The following is a 15,797-nucleotide window of genomic DNA, read 5'->3' on the forward strand; positions in this document are numbered from 1 at the left end:
ACGTATAATTGCGCCTTCAAAAAATCTTTCGAAGAAAGACATTTTCAGGAGCGCATAAAATGCGCACTTTCGATTATTGATATCAGTGTCTTTTTCTGTTAAAAAATTTATAAACTTTACAAAAAAGAAAGATATTTAAATGGCAAGAAAATCATTAAATAAGCTCATAGAAGAAAAAAAGATTCTTGAAGAAAAAAGAAAAAAAATCATTGAAGATATTAAAGCTGCTAAAAAATATGAAGGGGAAAAAATTGCATTATTAGCAGCAGAAGCTGGATTAACAGAATTAAATATAACAAATGAACAATGGAAAGAAATTTTTGAAGAAGTTAAAAAGCGATTTCAAAAAGAACAATAAAAATCTGAATAATCTTGGAAAATCCATAAAATTACTAAGACGTATTGAAAAAAGGATTAGATATTTGAATGACGAAATAAGACGTAAAGATGCACGTGAAAAAATTATATTAGGAGGGCTTGTTGTAAAAGCTGGTCTTAGAGAAGAAAATAAGTCTTTCATTTTAGGTTGTTTGATTCATGCGTCAAAACTCGATAAAACTTCGAAAGAATACAAAGATTTTGAAAAAATAGGAAAAGATGCTTTTGCGGATATGCGGATAACAAATGATAAATAAATTAGATAGTAAACAAATCATACTTTTAATATGCCCAATTATTTTTTCTATTATCATACCTTTTCTTGTTAACATAACAATCAGTGAAATTACAGAAAATGGTACAACACCAGATGCTTATTGGTTTATACGTTCAAAGCCTCTTGATGTTCTAATTCTTATTGCACTTTCATGCTCTTCATTCGTCTTGTTACAAAAAAGACATATTAGAAAAAATATCACCATCTCTTCATTAATCGTATTTTGTCTCTTTGCTACTTATTACAATGCATCTGAATATATAAGATTAAGTCCCTATGTTGGACAAAATGGTATGACGTGGAAAAATGTTTTGCCATTTTTTGATAGGATGGTTTTAGCTGGATCTTTCATTGGAATTCTTATTCTTGGTTTCACTATGAAATTATCATTAGCTTCTCCCTCTCCTTTAAAAAATTCGAAAAAAATGATTTTTGGGGGAGCTCAGTGGATTGATATGAAACGTTTGGAAAATATTTTTCCAAGTAATGGGGAAATAATTATTGGTGAGCGATACAGAGTCGATGAGGACGTTGTAAAAGATATACCCTTTAATCCAACAGATAAAACAACATGGGGGAAAGGTGGGAGTCAGCCACTTCTAACATATAACCTTGATTTTGACTCAACACATATGCTCTTTTTTGCTGGTTCAGGAGGTTATAAAACAACAAGTAATGTCATCCCTACTTGTCTCAAATATAGTGGGCCATTAGTTGTTTTTGATCCATCAACAGAAATCGCTCCTATCGTTAAAGAAACACGGCAATGCCTTAATAACAGAACTGTGCATGTTCTTGATCCACATGGAAAATCAACTAAAGCTTTTAATCCTTTGGATTGGTTATTAAATGAAAATATCCCCTTATATGAAAGGGAAGCTGGTTTAGTTGAAATTGCTAGACTTTTATTATCTGAAAACCATAAATCAACATCAACAGACCAGTTCTTTACATCACATGCACACAATTTGTTGACGGGATTACTGGCTCACATTGTTTTTTCCAATGAATACAAATTAGAAGAAAAAAATCTAAAAACTCTTCGTGTTCTCGTATCTGAACCTGAACCCTCTGTTATTAAGAAATTGCGTAAATTACAGTCCTCTTCACCATCACAATTCATTCGTGAAACCCTTGGTGTTTTTACCAATATGGCAGAACAGACATTTTCTGGTGTTTACGCTACAGCATCAAAAGATACACAATGGCTCTCACTGTCTAATTACGCTCAGATGATTAGTGGAAATGATTTTAAAACAGAAGACATAACAAAAGGCGATATTGATATCTTTTTAAATATCCCTTCAAAAATTTTAAAATCTTACCCTGGTGTCGGCCGTATTCTTGTTGGTTCTTTTCTTAAGGCAATGGAAGCTGCTAATGGTCATTATGCTAAAAGAGTTTTATTTGTTCTAGATGAAATTGATCTTTTAGGATATATGAACATTTTAGAAGAGGCTCGTGATCGTGGGCGTAAATATGGCATATCACTGATGTTATTTTATCAATCGGTCGGTCAAATTGAAAGACACTTTGGTTATGCTGGTGCTATGGCATGGTTTGAAAGTTGTGCTTTCGTTAGTTATGCAGCAATTAAAGATATTAAAACGGCTAAAAATATTTCTGAGTCATGCGGAAAAATGACTATTGAGGTTAAAGGGAAAAGTAAAACTTTAGGGACAACAGGAGTAAAAGGAACCGAAAGTACAAGCTTTCAACAAAGACCTTTAATCTATCCTCATGAAATAACACAATCCATGCGAAAAGATGAACAAATCATCCTTGTACAAGGACAGCCTCCTATTCGTTGTGGACGATCTATATACTTTAGACGAAAAGATTTTAAAGCTCTTGCTAACGAAAATAGATTTGCACTTAAATAACAAAACTCCTATTTTCAAAAAAATGAGAGGTTTTCCACCTCTCAAACTCACCGGACCGCTCACCAAAATCATGAAGTCGTTTCCGCTTTTAGAGAAGGAACTAACAAACCTAGGTTCTTAAGGTCAAGGAAACCCCTATGGGGCGCTTAACAGCGTCCTTGACTCCAGAACCTAACGGTTTGTTCTATCCTTCTCACGCGGCTCCGAAATCATGATATTAAGAGGAGAGCTTATAAGGGCATTTCAAAAAATGCCTTAAAAAAGCATTCTATATGGTGGGGAAGATACTAATGTGCGTTAAGTAAAGAGGATATATTTTAAGCTGTTTTAACTAAACACGTACAGTATTTATACCGGCCATCTCAAGTCTAATAGCTAGATTAGCGCTAATAACAGACTTTCCATTTAAAACCCTAGAAAGCGTTATACAAGATAAACCAAGCTATGGAGTTTGAGAGGCGGAAAGCCTCTCATTTTGAATTATGTACAAACGAAGTGATATCTCATTTAGCCAAAAAGCATGATATCATAACCAGGAGGCGCGAGAGACAGTAAAAGTGCATCATAAGCCCAAGTAAGCCATAAACAAACACATGCAAAAATAAATCCACAAATTATTATTGCTATGTACAAAAACGATGTTTCATCTACTAGCATGCACCCAACACTGAAAAAGAATAACGTTAACATTGATCCTCCCGCGAAAAAACTTAGGATGGCACGAACTGGTGTACGAATAAACAAAAGAAAGAGAAAAAGGAGATGTAAAAATCTACCTATGAAAAATAAAAATATACGTATAAATAGATTGCGTTCACGTTTCTTTTTCGAAACAGGTTGTTCTTCGTGTAAGCTTTCTTCTGTCTTGTTTAGTTCAACCTCAGATATACTATTCATTATCCTTATCCCCTCGCGTCTTTAAATATATTAAATCATAATTTAACATATACTATATCTTTACAAGATGTAATAACAACTTCAAACTTTTCTTTTAGGAGCTTAATTTTTTTAAAACCAACCAAGATTAAACCGCATCATTTATGTGACGCGGCTTTATTTTTTGCTATTTAAAAGCAGGTGCCCCCTGTGCCTGTTATTTACGCTGCCATATCAACCGTCTCGACGACATTATCGCCCTCATAAACCTCACAATTTGTTGGAACACTAAACAACTCACTGCGTCTTTTAATTCTCGCATTTCCATGAACTTTTCCACGAATTACTCCGTAACCTGTCACTTTCGCATTTCCATAAACAGAACCGTAAACATCAAAATGATCACCAACCGTAGCGTTTCCATAAACTTCACCAAAAATTCTTACAGCACCAGAGACTTTTGCATTCCCATAAACTTTTGCTCCTGGTTTAATACGAGCTGAACCAGAGACCTGGGAATATCCAAAAACATGTGCATCATTATGAATCCATGCTTTATTTAAAATACGAGCATTACCATAAACTTTTGCACGAATATAAACACGAGTATTTCCAGACACATGAGCATTACCATAAACGTGGCCACTAACAACAGCATCATCACATACAATAGCATTGTCGTAAACTAAAGCTTCACCACACACAAATGCATTACCCCCAACCCAACAATCGCCATTATGAGAAAGATTTTCTTCTTTCTCTATAAAACCACCTAAATCACCAGCTTTAACATTACCAAAGTCTCTTAACGCACGAATACGATGCAGAGTACGCTTACCAGCTTTTAGGGTTTCATTTGTAAATTCATATTTTTTCATAACGAAGTCCTTACTATTTCAATGTTTCTTAATGACACCCTTAACGGGCGCCGGGTGTTAAGAAACACGGTAGTAAGTCCGTCGTTACACTTTCCCCATAAAGGGTATTGTATGGTGTAACTACACCCGACAAAATCACTATACGTTGGAATACGTATAAAAAAAAGTCAGTTTAAAAAGACATTGGAGAGATTGTTTCGTAACCTATCCGCTTACTATCAAGGTGTTTCTTAAGCACTTGAATATTTATATAACAAAATTCTCCGTTACTGTCAATTATTTTATTCTCTTTTTTTGACATTTTTTATAATTTTTTCAAATACATAGCTCATAAAAAAGCCTTATATTTTTATCAATTTTTTCTACTTAAGTGCCCTTATAAGCTCCCCCCTTATTATCATGATTTCGGAGCCGCGTGAGAAGGACAAAACAAACCGTTAGGTTCTGGAGTCAAGGACGCTGTTAAGCGCCCCATAGGGGTCGCCTTGATCTTAAGAACCTAGGTTTGTTAGTCCCTTCTCTAAACGTGGAAACGACTTCATGATTTTGGTGAGCGGTCCGGTGAGTTTGAGAGGTGGAAAACCTCTCATTAAAAAACTACAACTTAGTGTTTTTAGACTCCAGGAATACCAATGTGAGGACACTCACTACCAGCCGGGGGGATATTGAGAAGTACAAAAAAGTCTTTATAATAAACTTTTTTATTTATAAAAAATTTGGAATTTTCCCAAAATTGTTAGAAATTTCGTTTCATGTAACTTTTTTTCGTGTTATACGTTACATGAAACATAGTGGAGGTTATACTATGGGTACAATGCATGTTAATGAACGCGTTCAAAAATATCGCAATGCACAAAGAAAAGCTGGATTACGTTTAATGCAAATTTGGGTACCAGATATACGTCAACCGGACTTTGCTGAAGAATGCCGTCGTCAATGTCGCTTAGTAGCAAAGACAGATAAAGATAATGCATTTATGCAATCATTTATGGAGCAATCCTTAATGGATATTGATGGCTGGACATAATAATGAGAGGTTCTCTTATAACAGTAGCTATGCAAGGCGATTTTGGCAAACCAAGACCCGCACTAGTAATCCAAGCTAATCAATTTAATGAGCATACCAGCATCACAATCTTACCAATTACAAGCACACTTATTGTCGCTCCACTACTGCGCATTACTATTCAGCCAAATAGCGAAAATGGTCTGCTAAAACCCTCTCAAGTGATGATTGATAAAATTATGACGGTACGACGTGATAAAATTAGTTCAATTTTCGGCTATATTCACACAGATGAAATGATACAAATTGAACGCTGTTTAGCTGTATTTTTAGGAATAGTAAAATGAAAATTAATATTTTTTCCTTTTGAATAGGTATACGTATTTTGTGATAAATTTATTAACCGAGTTAGGCAGTTAACTAATACGTCTTATCGTTCAATTAAGAACCTAGTAAAATATGGAAACAGAAATGATTTTTACTTCTTTTCATAGACGATCATTATTTTCTGAAGCATTTCTTTTTCTATGAACTCTATGTATTTTGCAGTTTCTCTTCTTTTTTCAAAAAGATAGCTTAAAAAAGCCTTATATTTCTATCAATTTTTTCTATTTAAGCCCCCTTATAAACTCTCCTTTTAATCATGACTTTGGTGAATGATCCGGAGAGGAGAAGCGGAAAGCCTCTCATTTTGAACTCTGTACAAACGAAGTGATATCTCATTTAGCCGAAAAGCCTGGTATCATAACCAGGAGGCGCTAGACGTAGTAAGAACGCATCATAAGTCCAAGACGCCCATAAACAAGCACATGCAAAGATAAATCCACAAAAAATAATTTATTGTACGTGTATTATATGTATAGCATATGTATAACATACGTTAAGCATATATAATACATATTTATTATATAAATTTTACAAATATTAAACATATGTTAAGTGTATGTCATGTATAAGTGTGACATATATAATATGTATGTAAGGATCTTTATATATGCCAACAATTGTATTTTGTTCAACAAAAGGTGGTGTTGGAAAATCAACATCAGCGCTTATTCTTTCTCAGGTGTTAGCTCACCATGGATCTAAGGTAAAAATAATAGATACTGATCCCAATCAGCCTATTGCTGATGAATGGTGGCAAAATGCTGGTCCTCATTATCCAGATAATATAGACGTTCAAGGAGGGGTTAATGAAAATACCATTATAGACGTTATAGATGAAGCAGCGGATACAAATAGTTTTGTCATTGTTGATCTTGAAGGGTCAGCAAATATAACAGCATCATACGCTATTAGTCGTTCTGATATGGTTATTATTCCTATGGCCGGAACAAAACTTGATAGTCGCGAAGCGGCAAAAGTCATTGCTTTTATAGCTCGTGAAGGAAGAGCGAGACGAAGTGATATTCCTTATCGTATCATGTTTTCAAAATGCTCTGTAATACAAACTCGTGAAGAAAAAGAAATCCGTAAAGAACTGATTGAAGCAAAGCTTCCTGTTTTGGATCACGGAATGATGAATAAAGCTGCCTTTTCTTCTATTTTTGGATTCGGTTGCACTCTTTATCAACTTAATAAAGAAGATGTATCAAACGCTGAATCTGCCATAAAGAATGCTGAACAAGTTGCTACTGATATTGTGAAAGCATTAAAACTCGAAGGAATAATAAAATGATAAAAGAACGCAAATCAACATTTTCAGCCTTAAAGGATCTACATGATTTAAAACCTATTACAAAGGCTCCTAAGCGTGAAAAACAAGATATTGATAAAATTGCACAACAAAGTGGTTTTACAACGCGTCATGCATCCTATGAAAATCTAAGAGAACCTATTTTAACTAAATCCGGTTCTATTGATGGTCGTTCTAGACGCCGCAGTATGAAAACTAACCGCATAACTCTTTCAATCAGACCTGATGTTGACGAAGAATTCCGCGCACTCGCTGAAAAATTAACGCCACCTGGACAAGATCTTTTAACTCTTGGTGATGTTTTGCAGTTTTTAATCTATTATTATAACAATGCTGAAAAAGATTAACTAAGGAGCAAAAATAACGTCAACATGGCCTTTCAGTGTGCTCACTTTTTCAGAGCTAACAACAATTTTGATATCATTGCCCAATTTAGCTAAACACTCAAGCATCTTCATCTCACTAATTCCTCGAAATTCTCCATTTAAGATATTGGATAACTTAGGTTGAGAGAGAGTCAAAATTTGACAAGCTTGTTGTTGAGTTAGACCTTTTTCTTTAAGGATTTGACTAATTTTTCTGGCAAGTTTTGCTTTAATAAGCATCTTTTCAGAATCTGGAAAATCAAGATCTGCATAAATATTACAACTTCCGTGAAAAATGTCTGTCATTTTTATTCTTATCCCAGTTGTTCTGTTAATTTAAAACATTCTTTGATGAAGCCTATATTTAATTTAAATGTTGCAATGCCATGAGTTGATTAAAAAAACAATGGAGTATGTAAAGAGTATTCTTATATTGCACAATGTAAACAAGCGCGATAAGTTTCTTGTTTACTGTATGTAACAATCTTTAATATATTTGTAGATTCAAAACCTTTCAAATTTTGACATTTTTTCAAACACATAGTTAACGAGAAACCTTATATTTTTATCAACTTTTTCTACTTAAGTGCCTTTATAAGCTCCTCCCTTATATCATGATTTTAGAACCGCATAAGAAGGACGAAACAAATCGTTTAGGTTTTTCAAATCAAGGACGCTGTTAAACGCTCCATAGGGGTTGCCTTGATCTTAAGAATCTAGGTTTGTTAGTCTCTTCGTTAAACGCGGAAAAAATTTCATGATCTTGGTGAGCAATCCGGAGACTTTGAGAGGTGGAAAACCTTTTATAGAAAGTCTTTTTAAAAAGACAATTTTAAAATTAATCTCTAATTAGAATGAAAACTTCTTAAACTCATGACATGTAGCACTCTTATAATTATTTGATAAATAAACAATATTTATTACGTATTTTGTACGTAAATAATAAATATTCACTATTTATTTTATGCGTAATAATTGAGAATAGGGTATATATTCCGGTTAACAGCGATTTTCCACTATCATTTTGAGATAGATCATCTGCTTACAACTTCTTCTGAAGAAGTAATTGAATTTTACATTACTTTTATATATACTCAATAACTATATTTATAAATGAGGACTTTTTTTATGCCTTCATTAACTGTTACAGCAAAAGGACAAATTACGTTGAAACGGGATTTACTACAGCACCTTGGTGTTAGACCTGGTGAGAGGATTGATTTTGATAAATTACCAGATGGTGAACTTCGTATAAAAGCGTCACAGCCTACAAGCACAATTGAGAGCTTTATTGGACGATTTGCTGGAAAACTAAAAAAACCACTAACCATTGAAGAAATGAACGAGATTGTTGCTTCTAGTTGGGCGAATGAGAAATGAAGATTTCTGTAGATACAAATGTTTTAGCTCGCGCTGTTTTACAAGACGATAAAAAGCAGGGTGAGGTAGCAAGCAAGATCTTAAGAAAGGCTTCACTCATAGCTATTTCTTTATCTTGTCTTTGTGAACTTGTTTGGATACTTCGTCGAGGTGCAAAATTATCAAAAGAAGATGTAGCTGGAATGTTACGTGATTTACTAGCAACTAGTAATATAGTAATGAATCGACCAGCTGTCGAAGCAGGGCTTTCTATCCTTGAGGCTGATGGAGATTTCGCTGATGGTATTATATCCTATGAGGGAAATTGGCTAGGTGGTGAAACCTTTGTTTCATTTGATAAATTAGCGATTGAACTATTAACGAAAAACGGACAATCTACAAAACTTCTTTCTTAACGAATAAGTTAAGACCGTAATGCTGCAATTGGCATAGTAATGATTGGAGCAATTTTCGTAGGTTTAATGTTTCTGCGTTTGATAAACAATCGTACAGTATCTAAGCTTACTCCTAAAATTTTAGCAATACGACGTTGTGATAATCCAATATTGATAAACGCTTGAATTTCTTCAATACGGCTATCAAGTTTTAATTTCGTGGCTATACTGCCTTTTGGCCGCCCTAATTTTATACCACGTTGGCGAGCAACATGGAGTGCTTCTTTTGTACGTGTCTGAATGAAATGTCGTTCAATTTGTGCAACCATCCCTAATACAGTTGCTATGATATCACTTTGTAGGCTTCCATCCATAATAAGACGTTGTTTTGTTATATGAAGAATTAAACCACGTTCACTAGCTGCTTTAAGGATTTCTAATACAGCAAGAGAAGATCCAGCTATACGAGAAAATTCAGGAGTCAGTAATACATCACCTCGTTTAGCTTTTTCAAGTAAATAACCAAGTTTACGTTTACGCCAGTCTTTTTCTCGACTTGCAATTTCCTCTTCAATATGAAGTGGAGCAAACCCATGATTATTAGCATACTCTAACAAACCAAGTTTTTGGTTTTCTGTATCTTGTCCATCACGAGAAACGCGTAAATAAGCATAAAATTTTGTCATGACCAATAAAAATACCAATTTATATTTAAAATAGTATATTTTATTATAGAAAAAACATCAATTAAATATATCATTTTGATCTAGAAAAAACGATCGTTTTTTTAATAGAATTCTATTGAACAAGAACCAAAAATATATTACATTTGAATTATATTGTAACACATTAAATGGTAATAAAATGGCTGAAACAACATTTACCTTTCGCGTTGATGATGTATTAAAAAATGAGTTTTCCAAAGTAGCAAAAGCATTTGATAGATCTGGTGCACAACTTTTACGGGATTATATGCGTGATATAGTAAAAGAACAAAAAGAAAAAAGTGCATACAATTTATGGTTTCGGGAACAAGTTCAATTTGGAATAAATTCTGCTAATGCAGGCCATATAATATCTTCTGAAGAAATCGAAGCAGAAGCAGAAGAATGGCGCTTGAAAACACAAAGTAAACTAGATAAATCAACTTTATGAAGCTAATTTGGACACGGATAGCACATGTTGATCGCAAAAAAGTGAATATATAGCACAAGATAACCCTTCTGCTACCTTAAAATTTGATAAACTTTTATCTGAAAAGATAAAAAACTTGTTAAATTTCCTACTCTTGGTCGTTCAGGACGAATTATAAATACACGTGAACTTATCGTGCATTCAAATTATATCATGATTTACGATATTTCAAATGGCGTTGTACGTATTTTGCGTGTGCTTCATGCAAAACAAAAATTTCCATAATCAACTGCTTGCAAAGCCTTTTGTATCTGCTCTTGTATTAAAAACTACTTCTTTAGTATCGTAATTTATATAATTAAATTTTCTTTTTTGATAAGAAATAAATCATGGTCTTTACTAACATTTTCTCTAACTTTTTTGTTGGCCAACTTTTTTTAGAGCAGATGTTGTTTTTCCACTACCACCTTTTGAATTGGCAAATGAGATAACAGGCATTCAATTCCTCATTAAATAGGATATTATATTATAAGATATAGTATTCTAGGATAGGATAAGATACTATATTATACTATATTCTAAGATATAGCGTTTAAAAGAGTTTTCTAATTCTGCTAACTTGTGTTGGGAAAAATAGGCTGGCCACTTATCCTTTAATAAAATAAATACAATGGTAATTAGAGAGACATGCCTTATTTTATGACAGATCAATACCAAGCGCCTTTGCTTGCATTTGTTCGTACAATTTGCGCATGACTTTCATATTGTCTCTTCGTGCATCAATGATTGATTTTTCAACGGTTGTTAAACGCGATTTGTCCAAATTACCTAACCTTGTATAATGCGATGCCATTGCCTGACGTGCTTCATCATGAGGCAATCCATTTTTTCGGTGTTTTGACAGACTATGCGCTTTGTTGATCAATTGATATTGTATAGGATCAGCGACAATTGTTAAATGTTCTCTAACAACATTGATTTCAGTCAAAGCCGTTTCAAGACTACTTTTCATTGCATTGCTATTGGCATACCTAAACAAATCATTTTTCACAATACTCTCTTCCATATTGAGAAGTAGTGAAAAATCACCACTCTTACCGATATTGCGAATATAATTATAAAGACCTTTCCGCACATCACTCAAATTTTTAGCTACTAATGTATCTTTAAGATCCTTAACATAACCATCTTCTCGCAACAAAAATTTTCTTAAAATTTCACTTTCGTTAGAAATGATGACCTCCTATAGTAACACCTTTGTCCAACCAATCTGGTCCGTATTCTGCGTCAGCATTTTTGGTAGAAAACCCCATATCACGGATAAATTGGGGTCCATGCTCATGTCTAAGAAATAAAAGCGAATGAGCTGGCAACTCAGTCATAGCTAACCATTCCCATGCTGTCTGACCGTCATTAGCTTTATCCGCTGCCTCTGATTCAGCAATATAGATACTATTTTGCGACAATCCCCCCGCACGTAATTCTTCACGTTGCTCATCAGTCATATAACTTTTAGGTAACTTTTTCTTCATCCAAATCTCCTCATCGTTATGTAGGAAATATATACTATATATTAGTTTAAGTCATGAATTTAAGCAATTAAAACCACGGTTTTCTCTGATACTTTCTCTAACTTTCTTGTTGGTCAACATGTTTTTTAAAGAGCAGATATCATTTTTTTCATTATAATTAATAAACTATTGAATGATTATTTAAATAAATCTGAATGGGTTCCTGTTCTGTCAAAATGAACATGTTCATCATTAACAATATAAATTAGTAACCAATCTGGTTCTATATGAAGATCGCGACGTGGTTTCCAATTACCTTGTAATGCATGATCACTTAATGAGGGAGGTAATTGCTGCTTATTGATTAAAAGATGCATAATCGTTGTAAGTTTTTGCATATCCTTTCCGCGTTTTTTAGCGCGTTTCATATCCTTTTTAAACTTTCCAGAGTAACTTACTGAACGCACAATTAAATATCCAGTTGCTTAAATAGATCCGTTGCATCTTTCGCGTAAAAAACATCCTCCCCCTTATCAGTTTTCTCAAAAGTTTTAAGTGTTTCTGCATTAGGTATATGCATATCGAATGGCAATCCCCGTTCATTGACAACTTTAGTTAAAGCAATTCGTACATAATCAGAAATAGTAAGCCCCATATTTGCTAATATTGCACTGGCTTCTTTTTTTAAACTTTTGTCTATTCGGGCGCGTATAACATCTTTCGAACTTGTTGCTACATCCATAGAATAAGCTCCTTTCTATTCTACTTCATAATATAGCACAATTGAGCTACATAACAAACTTTTTAAAATCTCATTTTTGTTAGAAATGATGACCTTCTATAACAACACTTTTATCTAATTAATCTAGTCCATATTCTGTGTCAGCATTTTTGGTAGAAAATCCCATATCACGGATAAATTGAGATCCACATTGATGCTTAAAAGGCCGCATCATATCAATGACGCGGCTTTTACTTTGTTAAAAACTACTGTTTCACTGTTACAAAAACTATTCTTCCATCCATACGAGGTTGTACATAATTATTACCAATTCTGTCATTACCTACATACTCAGCAGAACCACCAACCTTAGCATTTTCGTATACATGAGCATCCCCATGAACCCTGACACAATCCATAACTACCGCATTGTCATAAACACGTGCCCTTTCATAAACTTCAACACCTCCTTGCACTATAGAATTTCCATAAACAGATGCATCATCATAAACATGTACACCTCCTCTTAATTTAGCATTATCGAAGATTTGAGCTTTTCCACTAACAATAGCATTATCACACACATAAGCGTCATTATAAACCATAGCATTATCTTCAACCCAACAATCACCATAGTGAGAAAGATTATCTTCTTTCTCTATAAAACCACCAAGATCACCAGCTTTAACATCACCAAAGTCTCTTAAGGCACGAATACGATGAAAAGTACACTCACCAAGTTTTTGGGTTTCACTTGTAAATTCATATTTTTTAAAGATCGTGTTCATAATGAACTCCTTACGGTTAATAAAAGTTTTGAATTGACCCCTTACAGAAGTCGGGTGCTCAAAACACGGCCGTAAGTCCGTCGTTACACTTTTCCCATAAAGGGTATTGTATGGTGTAACCACACCCGACAAAGTCGTTATACGTTGTAATACATATAAAAGATAGTCAGTTTTTTAAAGACAGAGGAGAGATTGTTTCGTAACCTATCCGCTTACGGCTTAAGTGTTTTGATCACTTAAGTATTTATATAGCAAAATTCCTTTTTATTGTCAATTATTTTATTCTCTTTTTTTGACATTTTTTCTATTTTTTTCAAACACATAGCTCATAAAAAAGCCTTATATTTTTATCAATTTTTTCTACTTAAGTGCCCTTATAAGCTCCCCCCTTAATATCATGATTTCGGAGCCGCGTGAGAAGGACAAAACAAACCGTTAGGTTCTGGAGTCAAGGACGCTGTTAAGCGCCCCATAGGGGTTTCCTTGACCTTAAGAACCTAGGCTTGTTAGTCCCTTCTCTAAACGTGGAAACGACTTCATGATTTTGGTGAGCGGTCCGGTGAGTTTGAGAGGTGGAAAACCTCTCATTAAAAACTATTTTATTGCCAATTTTTTGAAAATACTTTATGAGTTAAGGGGTGTATTGATCGTATACGCAGCGATCAAGAGGGATCTAAAAACCCTACAGTTTAGGCGCAAAAATTAACCCATTATATGGGGTTCCCGGGATTCCGGGAGTTTTTGTGATGTCCAGGTGCTATAGCACTAAAAGCAAAAAAGCTGACCTAAACTCAGTGTTTTTAGACTCCCGGAATACCAATGCGAGGGCGCTCGCTACCGGCGGGGGTTGCCCTAGAAGTGCAAAAGAATTCTCATAATGATATTTTTGTTGGCAAGAAGATTCGATTTAGAAGAAGAATGCTGGGAATGTCTCAAAGAACACTAGCTGACTATTTGGGTATAAGCTTTCAACAGATTCAAAAGTATGAAAAAGGATTAAATCGTGTAGGAGCTGGCCGTTTGAAAGATATTGCCGATATATTCGGTGTTCCTATTTCCTTTTTTTATCCTGATACCACAACAAAAGAAGGCGCTGTGCATCATCATGATGAAATGATATCGAGCAAGGAAGAGTATCTGCTTTTAAAAAGTTTTAGAGTTCTTACACCTATAAAGCAGAAGGTAATCTTAGAACTAATTTCTAACTATAACTAAAAACTTTATTCAAAAAGGTAATATCTGTAAAAATAATTTATTACACCTATAGCATATATTTAGCGTACATAATGTAAAACTAAAATCTCCATCTTAGAAAAAGTCGATAAATCGCTAAAGAGACATGTCCTTATTTTGAGACAGATCAATCCCGAGAGCTTTTGCTTGCATTTGTTCGTACAGTCTGCGCATGACTTTCATATTGTCTCTCCGTGCATCAATGATTGATTTTTCAACTGATGTTAAGCGAGATTTATCTAAATTACCCAACCTTGTATAATGTGACGCCATTGCCTGACGTGCTCCATCATGAAAACTGTACTGCTCTGCTTGAAATTATGAACGTAGTAAAAAAATTGTAAGTTTTAAGCTTTAATATGGTTTTCAAATAATATGAATAGTTGGAATTTTACTAACATCTGTTTCATGCTCAGCATGCCAAGCATCATAAGCTGCTTGCATACGCAACCAGACAGCAGCACCATCCCCAAATAATTTACCTAGACGAGCTGAAACGGAAGGAGAAACTGGTTTTTTTGTTTTCAGAATATCATAAAGATGCTGACGTGATATCCCAAGCATTTGTGCAATTTCTAATTTTGTTTTGCCAGTTGCTGGAATAATTTCTGCCAGTAAATCACCTGGATGAGAAGGACAACGGTTTCTTTTGCATTGTACAGGAATATCATTCATAATTTTACTCCTAGTGATATTGTTCAAGATTAACATGATAAGCATTGCATGAGTCAAATTCAAATGTGATGCACCATGGTCCATTTACATGTACCGTGTAACGAGTGGGGTGAAATCCAATTAAAGCATGAAAATTAAATCCTGGAAGATTCATGTCTTCGGGTTTTTCAGCAACATCTAAACGGTCAAGACGAACAATGATCCGTTTAAAAAGTCTCTTGTCAATTTTGGATGAACTTCCCGTTTCAAATAATTCAGCTAATGTCTTACTTTTGAACGTTTTAATCATACTATATTTATAATATTAAGAGAATAGATATGTCAATAGATAGCTTACATTTTAAAATAAAAAATCATGATTTTTTTAAATTGATATTAGATTTAAAATTAATAAAATGTGTATATATTTACACATTATGAGTATATAAAATGGAACAAGATAGCCGAAAAATCATTGCAAAATTAAAATGTGACGGCTTTGAACTTGTTAAAGTAAAAGGTTCTCATCATAAATTTAAAAAAATGGTCAGGTAATTATTGTTCCTCATCCTAAAAAAGACCTTCCAATCATCGGTACAGCGCGTTTCATTGCACAACAAGCAGGTTGGTAAAAAAAGGAAAA

The 15,797-nt window shown here is 34.0% G+C and carries 22 protein-coding genes and 2 pseudogenes; 13 read left to right on the forward strand and 11 right to left on the reverse strand.

The features are described from left to right. Window positions 1-139: 139 nt before the first annotated feature. The 3 genes from BWD121_RS07840 (at window position 140) to traG (ending at window position 2,538) form a co-directional block, all read left to right on the forward strand. The gene (locus BWD121_RS07840; RefSeq protein ID WP_078664110.1) at window positions 140-358 is read left to right on the forward strand and encodes a TraC family protein; all 219 of its coding nucleotides are present in this window, start codon (window positions 140-142) and stop codon (window positions 356-358) included. Between the two features lie 64 nt (window positions 359-422). Then, window positions 423-635, forward strand: a complete 213-nt coding sequence (locus BWD121_RS07845; protein WP_078664111.1) for a conjugal transfer protein TraD — start codon at window positions 423-425, stop codon at window positions 633-635. Then, window positions 625-2,538, forward strand: coding sequence for a Ti-type conjugative transfer system protein TraG (gene traG, locus BWD121_RS07850; protein ID WP_078664112.1), 1,914 nt, complete (start codon window positions 625-627; stop codon window positions 2,536-2,538). Before BWD121_RS07845 ends, traG begins: the two co-directional genes overlap by 11 nt. 1,097 nt (window positions 2,539-3,635) lie before the next feature. On the opposite strand, the gene BWD121_RS07860 is transcribed toward traG, so the two are convergent. Then, a complete protein-coding gene (locus tag BWD121_RS07860; protein WP_078664114.1) occupies window positions 3,636-4,292 on the reverse strand; it encodes a hypothetical protein in 657 nt (218 codons plus the stop codon). An 805-nt stretch (window positions 4,293-5,097) separates the two neighbouring features. Here BWD121_RS07860 and BWD121_RS07865 point away from each other — a divergent pair. The 4 genes from BWD121_RS07865 (at window position 5,098) to BWD121_RS07880 (ending at window position 7,341) form a co-directional block, all read left to right on the forward strand. Continuing rightward, window positions 5,098-5,319 carry an antitoxin MazE family protein gene (locus tag BWD121_RS07865; RefSeq protein ID WP_078664115.1) on the forward strand — a complete coding sequence of 74 codons (222 nt, stop codon included), beginning with the start codon at window positions 5,098-5,100 and terminating at the stop codon, window positions 5,317-5,319. Then, window positions 5,319-5,645, forward strand: coding sequence for a type II toxin-antitoxin system PemK/MazF family toxin (locus BWD121_RS07870; protein WP_197684881.1), 327 nt, complete (start codon window positions 5,319-5,321; stop codon window positions 5,643-5,645). Before BWD121_RS07865 ends, BWD121_RS07870 begins: the two co-directional genes overlap by 1 nt. A 647-nt stretch (window positions 5,646-6,292) precedes the next feature. Then, on the forward strand, window positions 6,293-6,976 hold the full coding sequence (locus BWD121_RS07875) for a ParA family protein (protein ID WP_078664117.1): 684 nt from the start codon (window positions 6,293-6,295) through the stop codon (window positions 6,974-6,976). Then, entirely contained in the window at window positions 6,973-7,341 is a 369-nt protein-coding gene (locus tag BWD121_RS07880) for a hypothetical protein (RefSeq protein ID WP_078664118.1), read from the forward strand. Before BWD121_RS07875 ends, BWD121_RS07880 begins: the two co-directional genes overlap by 4 nt. Here BWD121_RS07880 and BWD121_RS07885 read toward each other — a convergent pair whose 3' ends face one another. Beyond that, window positions 7,342-7,665 carry a helix-turn-helix transcriptional regulator gene (locus BWD121_RS07885; RefSeq protein WP_078664119.1) on the reverse strand — a complete coding sequence of 108 codons (324 nt, stop codon included), beginning with the start codon at window positions 7,663-7,665 and terminating at the stop codon, window positions 7,342-7,344. An 822-nt stretch (window positions 7,666-8,487) separates the two neighbouring features. Here BWD121_RS07885 and BWD121_RS07890 point away from each other — a divergent pair. Together BWD121_RS07890 and BWD121_RS07895 are read left to right on the forward strand one after the other, a co-directional pair. Continuing rightward, on the forward strand, window positions 8,488-8,739 hold the full coding sequence (locus BWD121_RS07890; protein ID WP_078664120.1) for a DNA-binding protein: 252 nt from the start codon (window positions 8,488-8,490) through the stop codon (window positions 8,737-8,739). Further along, a complete protein-coding gene (locus BWD121_RS07895) occupies window positions 8,736-9,134 on the forward strand; it encodes a type II toxin-antitoxin system VapC family toxin (protein ID WP_078664121.1) in 399 nt (132 codons plus the stop codon). The genes BWD121_RS07890 and BWD121_RS07895 overlap by 4 nt, the downstream gene beginning before the upstream one ends. An 8-nt stretch (window positions 9,135-9,142) precedes the next feature. On the opposite strand, the gene BWD121_RS07900 is transcribed toward BWD121_RS07895, so the two are convergent. After that, the gene (locus tag BWD121_RS07900; protein ID WP_078664122.1) at window positions 9,143-9,799 is read right to left on the reverse strand and encodes a recombinase family protein; all 657 of its coding nucleotides are present in this window, start codon (window positions 9,797-9,799) and stop codon (window positions 9,143-9,145) included. A gap of 178 nt (window positions 9,800-9,977) precedes the next feature. Here BWD121_RS07900 and BWD121_RS07905 point away from each other — a divergent pair, with 178 nt between their 5' ends. Together BWD121_RS07905 and BWD121_RS07910 are read left to right on the forward strand one after the other, a co-directional pair. After that, on the forward strand, window positions 9,978-10,268 hold the full coding sequence (locus tag BWD121_RS07905; protein ID WP_078664123.1) for a hypothetical protein: 291 nt from the start codon (window positions 9,978-9,980) through the stop codon (window positions 10,266-10,268). Continuing rightward, a pseudogene (locus tag BWD121_RS07910) lies at window positions 10,265-10,532 on the forward strand (type II toxin-antitoxin system RelE/ParE family toxin). Before BWD121_RS07905 ends, BWD121_RS07910 begins: the two are co-directional and overlap by 4 nt. Before the next feature lie 412 nt (window positions 10,533-10,944). Here BWD121_RS07910 and BWD121_RS08565 read toward each other — a convergent pair. From BWD121_RS08565 to BWD121_RS07935, 5 genes are all read right to left on the reverse strand, one after another. Then, window positions 10,945-11,445 (reverse strand): hypothetical protein, encoded by a 501-nt coding sequence (locus BWD121_RS08565; RefSeq protein WP_346418176.1) that lies wholly within the window; start codon window positions 11,443-11,445, stop codon window positions 10,945-10,947. Between the two features lie 28 nt (window positions 11,446-11,473). After that, the gene (locus tag BWD121_RS07920) at window positions 11,474-11,779 is read right to left on the reverse strand and encodes a hypothetical protein (RefSeq protein ID WP_078664124.1); all 306 of its coding nucleotides are present in this window, start codon (window positions 11,777-11,779) and stop codon (window positions 11,474-11,476) included. Between the two features lie 176 nt (window positions 11,780-11,955). Next, window positions 11,956-12,225, reverse strand: a complete 270-nt coding sequence (locus BWD121_RS07925) for a type II toxin-antitoxin system mRNA interferase toxin, RelE/StbE family (protein WP_078664125.1) — start codon at window positions 12,223-12,225, stop codon at window positions 11,956-11,958. A 2-nt stretch (window positions 12,226-12,227) separates the two neighbouring features. Continuing rightward, entirely contained in the window at window positions 12,228-12,500 is a 273-nt protein-coding gene (locus BWD121_RS07930; protein ID WP_010703143.1) for a type II toxin-antitoxin system RelB/DinJ family antitoxin, read from the reverse strand. Between the two features lie 245 nt (window positions 12,501-12,745). Continuing rightward, window positions 12,746-13,267, reverse strand: coding sequence for a hypothetical protein (locus BWD121_RS07935; RefSeq protein WP_240536719.1), 522 nt, complete (start codon window positions 13,265-13,267; stop codon window positions 12,746-12,748). 819 nt (window positions 13,268-14,086) lie between these two features. Between BWD121_RS07935 and BWD121_RS07940 the strand changes: the two genes are divergently transcribed. Beyond that, window positions 14,087-14,482 carry a helix-turn-helix transcriptional regulator gene (locus BWD121_RS07940; RefSeq protein WP_078664126.1) on the forward strand — a complete coding sequence of 132 codons (396 nt, stop codon included), beginning with the start codon at window positions 14,087-14,089 and terminating at the stop codon, window positions 14,480-14,482. A 114-nt stretch (window positions 14,483-14,596) separates the two neighbouring features. Here BWD121_RS07940 and BWD121_RS07945 read toward each other — a convergent pair whose 3' ends face one another. The 3 genes from BWD121_RS07945 to BWD121_RS07955 form a co-directional block, all read right to left on the reverse strand. Beyond that, window positions 14,597-14,773 (reverse strand): hypothetical protein, encoded by a 177-nt coding sequence (locus tag BWD121_RS07945; RefSeq protein ID WP_240536720.1) that lies wholly within the window; start codon window positions 14,771-14,773, stop codon window positions 14,597-14,599. A 93-nt stretch (window positions 14,774-14,866) separates the two neighbouring features. After that, complete coding sequence (locus tag BWD121_RS07950) at window positions 14,867-15,175, reverse strand: HigA family addiction module antitoxin (RefSeq protein ID WP_078664127.1); 309 nt, start codon at window positions 15,173-15,175, stop codon at window positions 14,867-14,869. Between the two features lie 10 nt (window positions 15,176-15,185). Next, a complete protein-coding gene (locus BWD121_RS07955) occupies window positions 15,186-15,464 on the reverse strand; it encodes a type II toxin-antitoxin system RelE/ParE family toxin (protein WP_078664128.1) in 279 nt (92 codons plus the stop codon). Between the two features lie 140 nt (window positions 15,465-15,604). On the opposite strand from BWD121_RS07955, the pseudogene BWD121_RS07960 reads away from it, so the two are divergent. Continuing rightward, window positions 15,605-15,786 (forward strand): annotated as a pseudogene (locus tag BWD121_RS07960) (type II toxin-antitoxin system HicA family toxin). The last annotated feature ends 11 nt before the right edge of the window (window positions 15,787-15,797 follow it).

Source organism: Bartonella sp. WD12.1 (assembly GCF_002022415.1).
In the GTDB taxonomy this organism is placed as follows: Bacteria; Pseudomonadota; Alphaproteobacteria; order Rhizobiales; family Rhizobiaceae; genus Bartonella.